Below are 15,682 nucleotides of genomic sequence, written 5' to 3' on the forward strand. Positions count from 1 at the left end.
ATGGGCTACACGCTGATCACCGCGAACCGGAATTATTCGAGCTGGTCGCTGCGGCCGTGGCTGTTGCTGCGCGCGCTCGAGATTCCGTTCGAGGATCGGCTCGAGCCCTTCACGCAAGCCGTCAATTACGACGCCTTCCGGGCGTTCTCGCCGACCGGGCAGGTCCCCGTTCTGCTCGACGGCGACCGCACCGTGTGGGATTCGCTCGGGATCGTCCTCTATCTCGCCGAGCGGCACCCCGGCGTCTGGCCGGACGACGCAGCCGCGCGCGGCTGGGCGCAGTGTGCCACCACCGAAATGCACGGCGGCTTCGGCGCGGTGCGCAACGCCTATACGATGAACGTCGGCGTCCGGGTCAGCCCCCCCGCCCCGACCCCGGCGCTCGCCCGCGAGATCGCCAGGCTCGCCGAACTCTGGGCCGAGGGGCTCGATCGCTTCGGCGGGCCGTGGCTTGCCGGCCCGACGTTCGGCGCGGTCGACGCCTTTTTCGCGCCGGTCGCCTTCCGCGTGCGCACCTATGGCCTCGATGTCGGCGCGGCGGGCGCTGCGTGGGTCGCGCGCATCCTCGAGCATCCGGCAATGCGCGAATGGGAAAGCGCCGCGCTCACCGAAAGCTGGCGCGAGGCGGCGCATGAGGCCGAACTCGCCGCAGCGGGCATGATCACCGCGGATCATCGCGCATGATCCGCTGGGCGCTGACGGGAATCGTGCTGCTCCTCGTCGTCGCCGGCGGAGCACTTTACGCGCTCGTCTCGCCGCCCGGCCAGCTCAGCTTGCTCGACGCGGCGATGGGCGGTGGCTCGGGCGTCGAACGCCCCGGCACCGCGCTCCCCTTCGGCAGTGAGGGCCAGACGCTCGACGTGTGGCGCCCCGCCGGCCCGGTGACCAAGCGCCCGGTGCTGATCTTCTGGTATGGCGGCGGCTGGGTCGCGGGCACGCGCCAGGGATATGCCTTCGCCGCGCGCGCCTTTGCGCGAAACGGCTTCGTCGTGGTGGTCCCGGATTACCGCAAGGTCCCGCAAATCCGCTTCCCCGCGATGCTCCAGGACGGCGCGCAGGCGGTCAGATGGACGCGCGACCACATCGCCGAATATGGCGGCGACCCGGCACGGATCGGCGTCGCGGGCCATTCGGCGGGCGCCTACACCGTCGCGATGCTGACGCTCGACCCGCGCTGGCTCGCGGCCGAGCAAGTCGACCCCAGGATCATCAAGGCCGCGGTCGGCCTGTCGGGCCCGTACGATTTCTACCCGTTCGACAAGAAGCGCTCGATCGACGCGATGCAGGGCGCGAAGGACCCGCTGATGACGCAGCCGATCCACTTCGCGCGCGGTGACGCCGCGCCGATGCTGCTCGTCACCTCGACCGAGGACACCGAGGTGCGCCCACGCAATGCGATCCATCTGACGGCTGCGCTGAAAGCACAGGGCGGCGCAGTCGAGTTCCGCAACTATCCCGGCATCAACCACGAGAATGTCGCGATGGCGCTGTCGGTGCCGTTCCGCGGCAAGGCGCCCGTGCTCGCCGACAGCGTCGCCTTCCTGAACCGGACGATGCCCGCGCGCTGAGCCGCGCACGCGCGCGACTGGCCTTTGCGAACAATCGCATCCGTTGTGCAGCGGAAATATCCAGGACCGCGCGCCGTCGCCCGCGCGCGCGCCCGTGGTTCGGGTCGTTTCGGCGCCAACATCGCCTGCGCGCCCCTCCTGCGTCGGCTAAGCCCTGCGCGACAGCGATCGGACCCGATTTCCCCGACGCTGCCGCGCACCGCGTTCCCCATCACGCAGCGAAGGAGAGTGGAGTGGCAAGCTCAGCAACCGTGTTCATCCAGATCTGGGTCGATATCAACGCGATCCAGAATGGCTCTACCAGGGGCGTCTATGCCGTCGACAACCGCGTCGGCGCGGGCAGCACCAACGAAGGCACGCCCAACCTGCTGACGCAGGTGACCAATGGCTCGACGATCCAATGGAACGTCTACAACATCGATGCGACCAGCACGGTCGTCCCGACGCTCACCGCGATCGGCAACGCCAACATCTGGGGCGCGGGCGGCCAGCCGCAAGCCGACGGCACCGGCGCCTTTGTCGGCCAGGTCCAGGCGACCGGTCAGGATGCTTACCAAGTCACGATCAACGCCCAGAAGCAGCCGGGCAGCGCGGGCATCACGATCAATTTCGACCCGTCGATGGCGGTGAAATAAGCGCGCGACGCGCGCCCGATCCGATCTTCTCGAAATCGCAAAGGAATCGTCACAATGATGAGCGCATCCAACCTCGTGCTGGTGCAGACGGCGGTGCTGCAGCCCCAGGCTTTCGTTACCATCGCGGTCGACACCGCCTATGTCGCCTCGCAGCAGGGACAGAACATCAGCCACGGCGTCTATATGATGGACAATCAGGTCTCGAACGGCAGCACCAACGAAGGCCAGATGGAGCTGTCGACCGTCGTCCCGGTCGGCTCGCTGATCGGCTTCAACACCGTGCCGATCAATCCCGGCAGCGGCGATACCGTGATCATCACCGGTTTCACCGTGTCGCAGGGGTCGGTGTTCGGCTCGCAAGGCTATCCACAGCAACAACCGCCGATCGGTACCGAACCGGTCGGCGCCTATTGGATCGGTCAGGCGATGAATGTCGGCCACCAGACCTATCAGATCCAGATCAAGGTGACGGTCGGCCAACTCCGCCCGATCTCCTATTACGTCAATTGGGACCCCTTTATCACTGCAAAGTGAGGGAGCGGCGCTGCGCGTATCGACGGGTACGCGCAGTCGCCGTCTTGCGCGCGGCGCAACTTCCGGCATCCAAAGCTTTGCCTCGGCGCATCTTTCGGCTAGGGCGAGCGCCTTATGGCGAACCACCCCCGCACCTTGTACGAAAAAATCTGGGCCGACCACGTCGTCGAACAGCGCGAAGACGGCACCTGCCTGATCTATATCGACCGTCACCTCGTCCACGAAGTGACCAGCCCGCAGGCCTTCTCCGGCCTCCGCGCAAACGGCCGCACCGTCCGCCGCCCCGACCTCACGCTCGCGGTACCCGACCATAACCTGCCGACCACTGCGCGCCGCGACTCCGCCGGCCGCCCGCTGCCGATCGCCGATCCCGAAAGCGCGGCGCAGCTCGACGCGCTGACCCGCAACACCGCCGATTTCGGCATCGACTATATCGACGCGCTCGCGCCCGCACAGGGCATCGTCCATGTCGTCGGCCCCGAGCAAGGCTTCACCCTCCCCGGCACGACGCTCGTCTGCGGCGACAGCCACACCTCGGCGCACGGCGCACTCGGCGCGCTGGCCTTCGGCATCGGCACGAGCGAGGTCGAGCATGTGCTCGCCACGCAGACGCTGCTGCTCGGCCAGTCGAAGACGATGGAAGTCCGCGTCGACGGCACGCTCGGCTTCGGCGTGTCCGCCAAGGACGTTGCGCTGGCGATCATCGGCAAGCTCGGTGCCGCCGGCGGGACGGGCTATGTCCTCGAATATACCGGCTCGACGATCCGCGAGATGTCGATCGAGGGCCGCCTGACGATCGCCAACATGTCGATCGAAGCGGGCGCGCGCGCCGGCCTCGTCGCGCCCGACGAGACGACCTTCGCCTATTTGAAAGGCCGCCCGATGGCGCCCAAAGATGCCGATTGGGACGCAGCGCTTGCCTATTGGCGCACGCTGCCGAGCGACCCCGGCGCGGTGTACGACGCGGTCGTCACGATCGACGCGGCCGAGATCGCCCCGCTGCTGACCTGGGGCACCTCGCCCGAGGACGTCGTGCCGATCACCGGCGTCGTCCCCGATCCCGACAGCTTCGCCGATCCCGCCAAGCGCGACGCCGCGCGCAAGTCGCTCGCTTATATGGGCCTCACCGCGGGCACCGCGATGCAGGACGTCGGCGTCGATTACGTCTTCATCGGCAGCTGCACCAACAGCCGCATCGAGGACCTCCGCGCTGCCGCGAAGGTCGCCGACGGGCGTCACGTCGCCGATGGCGTCACCGCGCTCGTCGTGCCCGGTTCGGGGCTGGTCAAGGCGCAGGCGGAGTCAGAGGGGCTCGACCGCATCTTCCTCGCCGCCGGGTTCGAATGGCGCGAGCCGGGGTGCTCGATGTGCCTGGCGATGAACCCCGACAAAGTGCCGCCGGGGCAACGCTGCGCTTCCACTTCGAACCGCAATTTCGTAGGACGGCAAGGACCGGGTGCGCGCACGCATCTGGTTTCACCCGCGATGGCGGCTGCGGCCGCCGTCACGGGAAGACTGAGCGATGTTCGTAACCTGGTTACGAGTTCTTGAGGGGCATTGTATGAAGCGCGTTCTGGTTCTGCTCGTGATGGGCACCATTCTCAGCGGGATGGCCGCCTATGTCGCCACCGCCAAGACCAATGCGGCGACCACGCCGACATCAACCGGACGCTAACGCATGCAGCCAGTGACGCAGGTTTCGGGCAAGGCCTATCCCTGGGGCCAGAAGAACGTCGATACCGACGTCATCATCCCCGCGCACTGGCTCAAGACGATCACCCGCGAGGGGCTCGGCAATGGCGCGTTCGAAACGGTGCGCGCGGTCCCCGGCAACATCTTCGACGATCCGCGCTATGCCGGATCGCCGATGCTGATCGCGGGCGACAATTTCGGCTGCGGGTCGAGCCGCGAGCATGCCGCCTGGGCGCTTGCCGACATGGGCATCCGCGCCGTCCTCGCGCCGAGCTTTTCCGACATCTTTTCGGGCAACGCCTTCAAGAACGGGATCGTCGCGGTCGTGCTGCCGCAGGACGCGATCGACCGCTTGATCGAGGTCGCGCAAGACCAGCCGATCACCGTCGATCTCGAGACGATGACCGTCACCACTCCCTATCAGGATCGCTTCGACTTCGAACTCGACGCGTTTCGTCGCCAGTGCCTGATGGAAGGGCTGGACGAGATCGGTCTGACGCTGGCAAGAGATACCCAGATTTCGAAATACGAAGCCGGGGTAAAAGAACACCGGCCGTGGATGAGCGGAGACCGGGCACATGCGAGCACTTCTGTCGAAAGCGGCGGGCGGACCTGAAACTCTAGGTCTCGACGAACTGCCCGATCCGGTGGCGGGCGCGGGGCAGGTCGTGGTCGCGGTCAAGGCGTGCGCGATCAACTATCCCGACGTGCTGATCATCGAGGACAAATATCAATTCAAGCCGCAACGCCCGTTCGCGCCGGGCGGCGAGATCGCCGGCGTGATCGAGAGCATCGGCGAAGGCGTGACCGGCTGGAGCGTCGGCGACCGCGTGATCGGCATGACCGGGCACGGTGGGCTGGTCGAGAAGGTCGCGGTGCCGGCCGGATCGCTCTACCCGCTCCCGCCCGAGCGCGATTTCGCCGAGGGTGCGGCGCTGCTGCTCACCTATGCCACCACGATCCACGCGCTGCTCGACCGCGGGCATATCGCCGAAGGCCAGAGCCTGCTCGTGCTCGGCGCGGCGGGTGGCGTCGGCTTGGCGGCGATCGAACTCGGCAAGGCGTTCGGCGCGCGCGTCGTCGCGGCGGTGTCGTCCGAGGAAAAGGCGCAGGCCGCGCGCGATGCGGGTGCCGACGAGACGCTGATCTACGCCCGCGCGCCGTTCGACAAGGACCAGTCCAAGGCGCTGGCCGAACAGTTCAAGGCGCTCGGCGGAAAGGCCGGCTACGACGTGATCTACGATCCGGTCGGCGGCGACTATGCCGAGCCCGCGCTGCGCTCGATCGCATGGGAGGGGCGCTATCTCGTCGTCGGCTTCCCCGCCGGCATCCCCAAGCTCCCGCTCAACCTGACGCTGCTCAAGAGCTGCGACGTCTGCGGCGTCTTCTGGGGCGCCTTCGCCGCACGCGATCCCAAGGCCAACGCCGCGCACATCGCGCGGCTCTTCCAGCTGTGGCAGGACGGCAAGATCGCCCCGCGCGTCACCGAGACCTTCGCATTCGAAGATGGCGGCAAGGCGATCGCCAAGATGGCCGCCCGCGCCGCGATTGGGAAGCTGGTGGTGAAGGTAGCGGACTGACGCCCCCATTCGTCACCCCGGACCTATTGCGGGCGACGGAAAGGGTATCGCTAAGAGTTTTCTTCTTTCTCTCCGCGTCTCCGCGTGAACAAGAAATTTGGTTCTCGCGGAGACGCGGAGACGCGGAGAAGAAGATGGTTCTCGACTTAGCGTGAACCCACGTCTCTTAACGCGAAAGCGTGAAGACGCGACGCCGCGCTTACCGTCCCGCTAAGCGCGCTCCGCCGAACGGCTCTCCGACAGCCACACAGACCCCGCAAACACCACCACCACCGCCGCCATTACCCCAACCCACACCGGCCCGATCGTCTGCCACAGCAGATAAACGTTGAGCACCGCGATCACGCTGCAAATCGCATACCCGACCAGCTTCACCCATAGCGGATTGGCATAGTCCCCCATCCGCGCGCGGCTGCTCGTCACCATCATCAGCGGGAAGATCGCGAACGGCAGCTGCATCGACAGTACGACTTGCGACACCACGAGCAGCTCGACGGTATCCTTGCCGCCGCTCGCCGAGATCACCACCAGAGCCGGCACGATCGCGATCCCGCGCGTCACCAGCCGGCGGATCCACGGCGCAATACGGATCCGCAGGAACCCCTCCATCACGATCTGCCCGGCAAGCGTCCCGGTAATCGTGCTCGACTGCCCCGAGGCCAGCAACGCCAGCGCAAACGCCGTCGCCGCCACGCCGCCCAAGGCCGGGCGCAGCAACTCGAACGCCTGCCGCAGATCATCCACCACGATCCCCGAGCGCCAGAACACCGCCGCCGCCAGCACCAGGATCGCGGCGTTGACGAAGAACGCGGCGCCCAGCGCGAGCACGGTATCGAGCGTGTTGAACCACAAGGCCGCCTTGACGTCGCGCGGCGTGCGCCCGACCGCGCGCGTCTGGACGATCGAGCTGTGCAGATAGAGGTTATGCGGCATCACGGTCGCGCCGAGGATGCCGAGCGCCACCAGCAACGCCGCGGTATTCGGAATCGCCGGCGTCACCGCCCCCAAGGCCACCGCGCTCCAGTCGGGCTTGGCGAGAAAGATCGTGTAGACGAAGCACAAGGCGATCGTCGCGATCAGCGCCATCACCACCGCCTCGATCTTGCGAAACCCGAGATTGATCAGCAGCAGCAACAGCAGCACGTCGAGCCCGGTGACGAGCACCCCCCACACCAGCGGCAGCCCGAGCAGCAAGTTGAGCGCCACCGCCGAGCCGACCACCTCGGCCAGATCGCAGGCGATGATCGCGATCTCGCACAGCAGCCAAAGCGCCACCGCGACGGGCCGCGGATAATAATCGCGGCACGACTGCGCGAGGTCGCGCCCGGTGACGATGCCCAATCGCGCGCAAAGGATCTGCAGGAAGATCGCCATCAGGTTCGAGGCGAGGATGACCCACAGCAGACTGTAGCCGAACTGGCTACCACCCGCGAGATCGGTCCCCCAATTGCCCGGGTCCATATAGCCGACCGAGACCAGGAACCCCGGCCCGGCAAAGCCCAGCCATTGCCGCCAGCCCGAACGCCGCGCATCGCCCGTCGCCCATACCTTGAGCGTGCGGTGCGCCTCGGGCAACGACGGCGCCAGGTCTTGCGGAGAGGATCGGTCGGGCAATGTGGCCATTGATGGTCGAAATCCCGGCTTTGGACAGTGAAGCGATCGATTGCGTGTAAACCGATGCGGGCTGTTCCGGCTACGGCCAAGCAAGCGATTCAGATGCGACAAAGTTGCTTTCGATGCGAAGCCGCGCGGCGGGCGTTGCGCATGCCCTGCAGCACGCTTATCTCGAAGGCGCTATTTCGACAGGCCCAAGGGGACCGACCATGACCACTTTCGACGATCGCGAGCGCGCTTTCGAAACCAAATATGCCCGCGACGAAGAAGTTGCCTTCCGGATCGTGGCGCGCCGAAACCGTCTGCTCGGGCAATGGGCCGCGACGCAGATGGAGCTGACCAAGGAAGAATCGGACGCCTATGCCACCGCCGTGGTGCAGGCCGATTTCGAGGAAGCCGGCGACGAGGACGTAATCCGCAAGCTCGTCAGCGACTTGACCGCCGCAGGCGTCGAGATCGACGAGCCGGCGATTCGCCGCGCGATCGAGGAAAAGACCGTCGAGGCGCGTCGCCAGTTGATGGGGTCGCAATAATGCCGATGGCCGCCGATGAGATCGTCTCGCTGATCGTCGCGGGGATCCCCGACGCGCAGGTCGAGATGACCGATCTTGCGGGCGACAACAACCATTGGGCCGCCCGCGTCGTGTCGGAAAGTTTCCGCGGGCTGCCCCGCCTCAAGCAACAGCGCGCCGTCTACGCCGCGCTCGGTGACAAGATGGGGGGCGTGCTCCACGCGCTCCAGTTGACCACCGCCGTACCAGTCCAGGAGTAAACCTATGAGCACCGATCCAGACCAGATCCGCATCGCCGAACTCGTCCAGAAGGACGACGTCGTCCTGTTCATGAAGGGCAGCCCGCTCTTCCCGCAGTGCGGCTTTTCGAGCCGGGCGGTCGCGATCCTCAACCATCTCGGCGCCGAGTTCGGCAGCGTCGACGTGCTGCAGGACCAGGGCGTCCGCCAGGGGATCAAGCAATTCTCCGACTGGCCGACGATCCCGCAGCTCTATGTGAAGGGCGAGTTCGTCGGCGGATCGGACATCATGATGGAGATGTACGAGAGCGGCGAGCTCGCCGCATTGCTCGAAGAACAGGGCGTTTCGACCGAGAAGTGAGGATGCCGGGTCGGGCGGGCCGCGCTCTGTAGCGCTGGCCCGCCCTGCTGAAGCGATTACCGCTCGGCGTGCACAGAGTATTGCACCGCGCGTGCCAGTTTTGAGAAATCCCGGTTTCTCGCGGTTTCAACTAGTTAACGCCAATAGCGGCCAGGTTGCAGCTGTAAGATTTTTCGACAGATAGCCGCCCGCTCGCCGCACATCGTTCCCCGGCGAAGGCCGGGGCCTAGTCGCGGCATCGCCGATCGGGCGCGCGACGGTCCCCTTCACCGCCATCGCACCTGGGCCCTGGCCTCCGCCGGGGAACGCGACGTTTCCCACGCCACTTGCGGTCCCGCAGAGCCCTACCCAAGCCGCCGCGGCCCCGCTACAAAATGGCGATGACCACCTCCCCCACCCCCCGCACCGGCGGGCGCATCCTTGTCGATCAACTCGTCGCGCAAGGGGTCGATCGAATCTTCACCGTCCCCGGCGAGAGCTTCCTCGCGGTGCTCGACGCGCTCCACGACACGCCGCAGATCGATCTGGTGGTGTGCCGGCAGGAAGGCGGGGTCGGCTTCATGGCGTGTGCCGACGGCGCGCTGACCGGGCGGCCCGGCGTCGCTTTCGTCACGCGCGGGCCGGGCGCGACCAACGCCTCGATCGGCGTCCATGTCGCGATGCAGGATTCGCAGCCGATGGTGCTGTTCATCGGCGACGTCGACCGCGGCACGAAGGATCGCGAGGCGTTCCAGGAAATTGACTTTCCCGCGATGTTCGGCCCCATGGCGAAATGGGCGGCGAAGATCGACGACGCGCGCCGCATCCCCGAATATGTCGCGCGCGCGTGGAACGTCGCGATGTCGGGGCGGCCGGGGCCGGTCGTGCTCGCCTTGCCCGAGGACATGCTGCTCGACGACGTCGCAGCGCTCGATCGCCCACGCGTCGAGCGCGTCGTGCAGGCCTGCGATCCGATCCAGATGTGTGACCTTGCCGCCCTGCTCGGCGAGGCCGAGCGTCCGCTCGCGATCATCGGTGGCGCGGGCTGGACGCCAGCCGCCGCGCGCGATTTCGCCGCCTGGGCCGAGCGATCGGGCGTCCCCGTCGCTTCGGCCTTCCGCCGCCAGGATGCGATCGCGAACGAATCGCCCGTATGGGCGGGCAATCTCGGGTACGGCCCCAATCCCGCGCTCGTCGCGCGGATTCGCGAAGCCGACCTGTTGATCGTCGCCGGGCCCCGGCTCGGCGAGGCGACGACGGATGGCTATACGCTGATCACGCCCGACCATCCCGGCCAGCAGATCGTCCATATCCACCCCGATCCGAACGAACTCGGCCAGACCTACCGTGCCGATCTGGCGATCTGCGCCGACATGACGACCTTCGCCGACGCGCTGCTTGCGATCGACATGCCGATGCTCGCCTCAGGCGCCGACGCGCACGCTGCGTATCTCGCTTGGTCGACCCCCGCCCCGCGCGCAGGCGTTGCACTCGACCTCGGCCCCTGCGTGGCAACGATGCGCGAGCACCTCGCCGCCGACAGCATCATCTGCAACGGCGCTGGCAATTACAGCGGCTGGTGGCATCGCTATTGGCGCTATGCCGGCCCGGGCACGCAGCTCGCCCCCACCGCCGGCGCAATGGGATACGGCGTCCCCGCCGCCACCGCCGCCGCGCTCCGCCATCCAGATCGCACCGTCGTCGCGCTCGCCGGCGACGGCTGCTTCCTGATGAACGGCCAGGAACTCGCCACCGCGGTCGCGCATGGCGCCGACATGCTCGTGCTGGTGATCGACAATAGCGGCTACGGCACGATCCGCATGCACCAGGAGCGCGAATATCCCGGCCGCGTCACCGGCACGCGATTGCACAATCCCGATTTCGCCGCGCTCGGCCGCGCCTATGGCTGCTGGGCCGAGACGGTCGAGACGACCGCGGCGTTTGCCCCGGCGCTCGCCCGCGCGATGGCCGAGACCGGCGTACGCCTGCTCCATCTCAAGACCGACATCGAGGCGATCACCGCCGGAACGACGCTGTCTGCGATGGCGGCAAACACCAAAAAGGCCGCTCCGTAATCGGAGCGGCCTTTCGGTACGCGTTACGCAAATGATCCGAAGATCAGATATCGTCGCCGAGCGCGCCCTTGACGGTGCCGGCAGCCTGCTGGGCCTTGCCCTTGGCTTCCTGCGCGGCGCCTTCGGCCTTCGTCTCGGGATTATCGCTGTGCTGCTTCACCTTGCCAATGGCTTCATTGACGTTGCCTTTGACCTTGTCGACGAATTCGCCCATGATACTATCCTTTCGGTGTTCGATGTCGCGGGTCGACATCGGCTAGTCCCGAGGTTTAAACGGATTAGTCTCGCGCTGGTTCCATAACTTATGTTTCATACTATGGCTGATTCCGCTCAGATGAGACCGGCGAGCGGGCTCGACGGATCGGCATACATCCGCCGCCCCATGCGCCCGGCACGGTAAGCGAGCCGCCCCGCCTCGACCCCGGCCTTCATCGCCGCCGCCATCATCACCGGGTCCTTCGCCTCGGCGATGGCGGTGTTCATCAGCACGCCGTCGCAGCCGAGCTCCATCGCCTGCGCCGCCTCGGACGCGGTGCCGACCCCGGCATCGACCAGCACCGGCACCTTCGCGCCCTCGACGATCAGCCGGATCGTGACGCGGTTCTGGATCCCCAGCCCCGATCCGATCGGCGCGCCGAGCGGCATGATCGCGACCGCACCGACATCCTCGAGCCGCTTCGCGGCGATCGGATCGTCGACACAATAGACCATCGGCAGGAAGCCTTCCTTGGCGAGGATCTCGGTCGCGCGCAGCGTCTCGACCATGTCGGGATAAAGCGTCCGCGCTTCCCCCAGCACTTCGAGCTTCACTAGGTCCCAGCCGCCTGCCTCGCGCGCGAGCCGCAGCGTGCGGATCGCCGATTCGGCATCGAAGCAGCCCGCGGTATTGGGCAGATAGGTGACTTTCTTCGGGTCGATGAAATCGGTCAGCATCGGCGCGTTGCGGTCCGACACGTTGACGCGGCGCACCGCGACGGTGACGATCTCGGCGCCAGACGCCTCGAGCGCGGCGGCGTTCTGCGCGAAATCCTTGTATTTGCCCGTGCCAACGATGAGGCGCGAGCGGAAGGTACGCCCCGCGACGCTCCAGGTGTCGGCATCGACTGCGGCGGCATGATCCCCACCGCCGACGAAATGCACGATCTCGAGCTCGTCGCCATCCTCGACCAGCACGTCGCCGAGCGTCGAGCGCGGCACGACTTCGAGATTGCGTTCGATCGCGACCTTCTCGGGCAGCAGCCCGAGATCCTGCGCCAGCTCGGCGAGGCTCAGCCCGCTGCGCACGCGGCGATGCTCGCCATTGACCTGGATGCTGACGGTTCCATCGGTATGCGGCACGTTCGTTCCCCGTTCGGGCTGAGCTTGGCGAAACCCTGTCCGTCCCGGCCGGGACGAACAGCCCTTCGACAAGCTTGGGGCGAACGGGCTATGGGTCTGCTCAACTAGGCCGAGGCCTGGCAGCATTCAACCGCCCGCAACCGGAAGTCCCGCGCGATGCCCGAAACGATCTTCGTCCTAAACGGTCCCAACCTCAATCTGCTCGGCACGCGCGAGCCCGAGATCTACGGCCACGAAACGCTCGACGACATCGCCGGCCAGCTCGAGGACCGCTCGCGCGAGCTCGGCCTGTCGATCGACCTGCGCCAGTCGAACCACGAGGGGCATCTGATCGACTGGCTGCACGAGGCACAGGCGCTCCCCGCCAAGGCGGTGCTGCTCAACGCCGGCGCCTACACGCACACCTCGATCGCGCTTTACGATGCGATCAAGGCGATCCGCACGCCGGTGATCGAGGTTCATCTCTCGAACCCGCACGCGCGCGAAGCCTTTCGCCACATCAGCCGTATCTCCCCCGTAGCGCACGGGACGATCTGCGGTTTCGGCGCATTTTCCTATATGCTGGCGCTTGAAGCCGCCGCGCGTCTCTGACAGGACGCGCCGTAACAAGGGAGATAAGGGTCGTATGGCCGAAGATACGAACACGGATGCAATGCGGATCGACGTTGATCTGGTGCGTCAGCTCGCCCAGCTGCTCGATGACACGCAGCTGACCGAGATCGAAGTCGAAGATGGCGGGCGCAAGATTCGCATCGCGCGCAAGGCGGCAGCTGTCGCGAGCGCCGTGCAATATGCCCCGGCCCCGGTTGCCTCCGCCCCCGCTGCGGCAAGCGCGCCGGCAGAGATCGTCGCATCGCCAGCGGCCGCGCTCAACGCGGTCAAATCGCCGATGGTCGGTACGGCCTATCTCTCGCCCAACCCCGAGGCGAAGACCTTCGTCAGCGTCGGCGACAGCGTTGCCGCCGGCGACACGCTGCTGATCGTCGAGGCGATGAAGGTGATGAACCCGATCCTCGCGCCGAGCGCGGGCCGTGTCACCGCGGTGCTGGTGACGAGCGGCCAGCCGGTCGAATTCGACCAGCCGCTCGTGGTGGTCGAGTAAGCACGTGGCCGAGATCAAGAAGCTCCTCATCGCGAACCGCGGCGAGATCGCGCTGCGGATCCACCGCGCCTGCCACGAAATGGGCATCCAGACCGTCGCGGTGCATTCGACCGCCGACGCCGATGCGATGCACGTGCGCCTCGCCGACCAGGCGATCTGCATCGGGCCGCCGAGCGCGACCGAGAGCTATCTCAACATCCCGAACATCATCTCGGCAGCCGAAATCTCGGGCGCCGATGCGATCCATCCGGGCTACGGCTTCCTCTCGGAGAACGCCAAGTTCGCCGAGATCATCGAAGCGCACGGCATCATCTTCGTGGGCCCCAAGCCCGAGCATATCCGCACGATGGGCGACAAGATCGAGGCCAAGCGCACCGCCGGCGCGCTCGGCCTGCCGCTCGTTCCAGGCTCCGCGGGTCCGATCAGCGATCTCGCCGAAGCCAAGGAAATAGCGGCCGAGGCCGGCTATCCGGTGATCATCAAGGCCGCGTCGGGCGGCGGGGGTCGCGGGATGAAGGTCTGCACCTCGGAGGACCAGCTCGAAACGCTGATGCAACAGGCCGGCAGCGAGGCGAAGGCCGCGTTCGGCGATGCGACGGTCTATCTCGAGAAATATCTCGGCAATCCTCGCCACATCGAATTCCAGGTGTTCGGCGACGGCGAAGGCAATGCGATCCACTTGGGCGAGCGGGATTGCTCGCTCCAGCGCCGCCACCAGAAGGTGCTCGAAGAGGCCCCCTCCCCCGTGCTCGGCGAGGAAGATCGTGCACGCATGGGCGGCGTCTGTGCGAAGGCGATGGCCGACATGGGCTATCGCGGCGCCGGGACGATCGAATTCCTGTGGGAAAATGGCGAGTTCTATTTCATCGAAATGAACACGCGCCTCCAGGTCGAGCATCCCGTCACCGAGGCGATCACCGGGCTCGACCTGGTGCGCGAACAGATCCGCATCGCCGAGGGCCACGGCCTGACGCTCCGCCAGGAAGACGTCCAGTTCCGCGGCCATGCGATCGAATGCCGCATCAACGCCGAAGACCCGCGCACCTTCGCGCCGTCGCCGGGGCTGGTGAAGGCGTATCACGCGCCGGGCGGGATGAATGTCCGCGTCGATAGCGGGCTCTACGCCGGCTACCGCGTGCCGCCGTACTACGATTCGATGATCGCCAAGCTGATCGTCTATGGCACCACCCGCGCCGGGGCGATCCGCCGGCTGCGCCGTGCGCTCGAGGAGTTCGTCATCGACGGCCCGACGACGACGATCCCGCTCCACCAGGCCTTGATCGAGGACCCCGACTTCCAGAAGGGCGACTATACGATCAAGTGGCTCGAGGAATGGCTCGCGCGCCAGGACGCCTGATCCCCTTTCCCCTTGTTATTCCTTGCGAACCCGTAATGATGCGGTGATCGGCGCCACATCACGGCGTCGGGGGTGACAAGGGGAAATCGGTGCGCACACGAATTCTCACTGCAATCGCGGCAGCGATCTTCGCGTCGCTGTTCATCGCCTTTCTCTCCTTTCGCAGCCCCGACACCGATCCGCGCGCGATGCGCGCCAAATATGGCGCGCCGCCATCGCAGTTCGTCGATCTCGGCGGGGGCCTCCGCGTCCATCTGCGCGACACCGGCCCGCGCGATGCGCCGGTGCTCCTTCTAGTCCACGGCTCGAACGCCTCGCTCCACACCTGGGAGCCGTGGGCGGAGCGACTCCAGACGCGCTATCGCCTCATCCGCATGGATCTGCCCGGCCACGGCCTGACCGGCGCGAGCCCGACCCACGACTATCGCCCCGCCGCCTATGTCGATGTCGTCGAGCGGATCCGCGCGCGGCTGGCGGTCGATCGGATGGTGGTCGTCGGCAATTCGATGGGCGGCGGAGTCGCGTGGCATTACGCGCTGACGCATCCCGAGCATGTCCGCGCGCTCGTCCTGGTCGATTCGGTCGGTCAGCCCGAGCCGGGCGGATCGCACGACGCCCCGCTCGCCTTCCGCATCGCGCGGATCCCGATCCTGCGCAATATCGCCGCAGTCATCACCCCACGCAGCCTGATCGCCGACAGCCTGCCCCAGGTATTCGGCGATCCGCGCCGCGTCGATGCGGCGATGATCGATCGCTATTGGGAGCTGCTGCGCTATCCCGGCAACCGCGTCGCGACGCTCGACCGCTTCGCACTCCCGCCCGATAGCGCGACACCGGCGCAGCTTGCCGCGCTGAAAATGCCAGTGCTCATCCTGTGGGGCGCGCTCGATCATCTGATCCCGCTATCGTCGGGCGAATGGCTGCATAGCCATATCCCGACGAGCAGACTGATCGTCTATCCCGGGATCGGGCACGTGCCGATGGAGGAACATCCCGATCAAAGCGCCGCCGACCTCGACCGCTTCGTCGCGGGGCTGCCGGCCGGATAGACCATTCCCGACGCCCCCCCCGCCGCCGCTGCCGACGTCACCCCGGC

General features: G+C 66.7%; 18 protein-coding genes. 15 read left to right on the forward strand and 3 right to left on the reverse strand.

Annotated features, from left to right (window positions below; translation table 11 throughout):
* The 7 genes from E2E30_RS07520 (at position 1) to E2E30_RS07550 (ending at position 6,009) form a co-directional block, all read left to right on the forward strand.
* Positions 1 to 684: a glutathione S-transferase family protein gene (locus tag E2E30_RS07520; RefSeq protein WP_133188686.1), complete on the forward strand. Its 684-nt coding sequence runs from the start codon at positions 1 to 3 to the stop codon at positions 682 to 684.
* Positions 681 to 1,568 carry an alpha/beta hydrolase gene (locus E2E30_RS07525; protein WP_206365656.1) on the forward strand — a complete coding sequence of 296 codons (888 nt, stop codon included), beginning with the start codon at positions 681 to 683 and terminating at the stop codon, positions 1,566 to 1,568. Before E2E30_RS07520 ends, E2E30_RS07525 begins: the two co-directional genes overlap by 4 nt.
* 233 nt (positions 1,569 to 1,801) lie before the next feature.
* Positions 1,802 to 2,203: a hypothetical protein gene (locus tag E2E30_RS07530; RefSeq protein ID WP_133188688.1), complete on the forward strand. Its 402-nt coding sequence runs from the start codon at positions 1,802 to 1,804 to the stop codon at positions 2,201 to 2,203.
* Between the two features lie 57 nt (positions 2,204 to 2,260).
* Positions 2,261 to 2,737 carry an AidA/PixA family protein gene (locus E2E30_RS07535; protein WP_206365657.1) on the forward strand — a complete coding sequence of 159 codons (477 nt, stop codon included), beginning with the start codon at positions 2,261 to 2,263 and terminating at the stop codon, positions 2,735 to 2,737.
* A 114-nt stretch (positions 2,738 to 2,851) separates the two neighbouring features.
* Positions 2,852 to 4,288, forward strand: coding sequence for a 3-isopropylmalate dehydratase large subunit (leuC, locus tag E2E30_RS07540; protein ID WP_133188692.1), 1,437 nt, complete (start codon positions 2,852 to 2,854; stop codon positions 4,286 to 4,288).
* Positions 4,289 to 4,415: 127 nt separating this feature from the next.
* On the forward strand, positions 4,416 to 5,045 hold the full coding sequence (gene leuD, locus E2E30_RS07545) for a 3-isopropylmalate dehydratase small subunit (RefSeq protein WP_133188694.1): 630 nt from the start codon (positions 4,416 to 4,418) through the stop codon (positions 5,043 to 5,045).
* Positions 5,008 to 6,009 (forward strand): NADPH:quinone oxidoreductase family protein, encoded by a 1,002-nt coding sequence (locus tag E2E30_RS07550; protein ID WP_133188696.1) that lies wholly within the window; start codon positions 5,008 to 5,010, stop codon positions 6,007 to 6,009. The genes leuD and E2E30_RS07550 overlap by 38 nt, the downstream gene beginning before the upstream one ends.
* Before the next feature lie 210 nt (positions 6,010 to 6,219).
* Here E2E30_RS07550 and E2E30_RS07555 read toward each other — a convergent pair whose 3' ends face one another.
* Positions 6,220 to 7,632, reverse strand: coding sequence for an Nramp family divalent metal transporter (locus E2E30_RS07555; protein WP_133188698.1), 1,413 nt, complete (start codon positions 7,630 to 7,632; stop codon positions 6,220 to 6,222).
* 200 nt (positions 7,633 to 7,832) lie between these two features.
* Between E2E30_RS07555 and E2E30_RS07560 the strand changes: the two genes are divergently transcribed.
* The 4 genes from E2E30_RS07560 (at position 7,833) to E2E30_RS07575 (ending at position 10,789) form a co-directional block, all read left to right on the forward strand.
* Positions 7,833 to 8,156 (forward strand): DUF1476 domain-containing protein, encoded by a 324-nt coding sequence (locus E2E30_RS07560; protein ID WP_133188700.1) that lies wholly within the window; start codon positions 7,833 to 7,835, stop codon positions 8,154 to 8,156.
* Positions 8,156 to 8,395, forward strand: coding sequence for a BolA/IbaG family iron-sulfur metabolism protein (locus tag E2E30_RS07565; protein WP_133188702.1), 240 nt, complete (start codon positions 8,156 to 8,158; stop codon positions 8,393 to 8,395). The genes E2E30_RS07560 and E2E30_RS07565 overlap by 1 nt, the downstream gene beginning before the upstream one ends.
* Before the next feature lie 4 nt (positions 8,396 to 8,399).
* On the forward strand, positions 8,400 to 8,735 hold the full coding sequence (gene grxD, locus E2E30_RS07570; RefSeq protein WP_133188704.1) for a Grx4 family monothiol glutaredoxin: 336 nt from the start codon (positions 8,400 to 8,402) through the stop codon (positions 8,733 to 8,735).
* A 380-nt stretch (positions 8,736 to 9,115) separates the two neighbouring features.
* Positions 9,116 to 10,789 carry a thiamine pyrophosphate-binding protein gene (locus E2E30_RS07575; protein ID WP_133188706.1) on the forward strand — a complete coding sequence of 558 codons (1,674 nt, stop codon included), beginning with the start codon at positions 9,116 to 9,118 and terminating at the stop codon, positions 10,787 to 10,789.
* Between the two features lie 43 nt (positions 10,790 to 10,832).
* On the opposite strand, the gene E2E30_RS07580 is transcribed toward E2E30_RS07575, so the two are convergent.
* A complete protein-coding gene (locus E2E30_RS07580; protein WP_133188708.1) occupies positions 10,833 to 11,003 on the reverse strand; it encodes a CsbD family protein in 171 nt (56 codons plus the stop codon).
* Positions 11,004 to 11,119: 116 nt separating this feature from the next.
* The gene (gene thiS / locus E2E30_RS07585; RefSeq protein WP_133188710.1) at positions 11,120 to 12,127 is read right to left on the reverse strand and encodes a sulfur carrier protein ThiS; all 1,008 of its coding nucleotides are present in this window, start codon (positions 12,125 to 12,127) and stop codon (positions 11,120 to 11,122) included.
* Positions 12,128 to 12,283: 156 nt separating this feature from the next.
* On the opposite strand from thiS, the gene aroQ reads away from it, so the two are divergent.
* From aroQ to E2E30_RS07605, 4 genes are all read left to right on the forward strand, one after another.
* A complete protein-coding gene (gene aroQ, locus E2E30_RS07590) occupies positions 12,284 to 12,718 on the forward strand; it encodes a type II 3-dehydroquinate dehydratase (RefSeq protein WP_133188712.1) in 435 nt (144 codons plus the stop codon).
* Positions 12,719 to 12,752: 34 nt separating this feature from the next.
* Positions 12,753 to 13,229, forward strand: a complete 477-nt coding sequence (gene accB, locus E2E30_RS07595; protein WP_133188714.1) for an acetyl-CoA carboxylase biotin carboxyl carrier protein — start codon at positions 12,753 to 12,755, stop codon at positions 13,227 to 13,229.
* 4 nt (positions 13,230 to 13,233) lie between these two features.
* Entirely contained in the window at positions 13,234 to 14,586 is a 1,353-nt protein-coding gene (gene accC / locus E2E30_RS07600; protein ID WP_133188716.1) for an acetyl-CoA carboxylase biotin carboxylase subunit, read from the forward strand.
* Between the two features lie 89 nt (positions 14,587 to 14,675).
* Entirely contained in the window at positions 14,676 to 15,635 is a 960-nt protein-coding gene (locus E2E30_RS07605) for an alpha/beta fold hydrolase (protein ID WP_240699067.1), read from the forward strand.
* Positions 15,636 to 15,682 lie beyond the last annotated feature (47 nt).

Source organism: Sphingomonas sp. AAP5 (assembly GCF_004354345.1).
Lineage (GTDB): Bacteria > Pseudomonadota > Alphaproteobacteria > Sphingomonadales > Sphingomonadaceae > Sphingomonas > Sphingomonas glacialis.

What these genes read in the sequence shown, in the direction of transcription:
- grxD (WP_133188704.1), top strand. Translation starts at nt 8,400, where the DNA reads ATGAGCACCGATCCAGACCAGATCCGCATCGCCGAACTCGTCCAGAAG.
- E2E30_RS07575 (WP_133188706.1), top strand. Translation starts at nt 9,116, where the DNA reads ATGACCACCTCCCCCACCCCCCGCACCGGCGGGCGCATCCTTGTCGAT.
- E2E30_RS07565 (WP_133188702.1), top strand. Translation starts at nt 8,156, where the DNA reads ATGCCGATGGCCGCCGATGAGATCGTCTCGCTGATCGTCGCGGGGATC.
- E2E30_RS07550 (WP_133188696.1), top strand. Translation starts at nt 5,008, where the DNA reads ATGCGAGCACTTCTGTCGAAAGCGGCGGGCGGACCTGAAACTCTAGGT.
- leuC (WP_133188692.1), top strand. Translation starts at nt 2,852, where the DNA reads ATGGCGAACCACCCCCGCACCTTGTACGAAAAAATCTGGGCCGACCAC.
- E2E30_RS07580 (WP_133188708.1), bottom strand. Translation starts at nt 11,003, where the DNA reads ATGGGCGAATTCGTCGACAAGGTCAAAGGCAACGTCAATGAAGCCATT.
- E2E30_RS07535 (WP_206365657.1), top strand. Translation starts at nt 2,261, where the DNA reads ATGAGCGCATCCAACCTCGTGCTGGTGCAGACGGCGGTGCTGCAGCCC.
- E2E30_RS07525 (WP_206365656.1), top strand. Translation starts at nt 681, where the DNA reads ATGATCCGCTGGGCGCTGACGGGAATCGTGCTGCTCCTCGTCGTCGCC.
- E2E30_RS07555 (WP_133188698.1), bottom strand. Translation starts at nt 7,632, where the DNA reads ATGGCCACATTGCCCGACCGATCCTCTCCGCAAGACCTGGCGCCGTCG.
- leuD (WP_133188694.1), top strand. Translation starts at nt 4,416, where the DNA reads ATGCAGCCAGTGACGCAGGTTTCGGGCAAGGCCTATCCCTGGGGCCAG.
- accB (WP_133188714.1), top strand. Translation starts at nt 12,753, where the DNA reads ATGGCCGAAGATACGAACACGGATGCAATGCGGATCGACGTTGATCTG.
- aroQ (WP_133188712.1), top strand. Translation starts at nt 12,284, where the DNA reads ATGCCCGAAACGATCTTCGTCCTAAACGGTCCCAACCTCAATCTGCTC.
- E2E30_RS07520 (WP_133188686.1), top strand. Translation starts at nt 1, where the DNA reads ATGGGCTACACGCTGATCACCGCGAACCGGAATTATTCGAGCTGGTCG.
- E2E30_RS07560 (WP_133188700.1), top strand. Translation starts at nt 7,833, where the DNA reads ATGACCACTTTCGACGATCGCGAGCGCGCTTTCGAAACCAAATATGCC.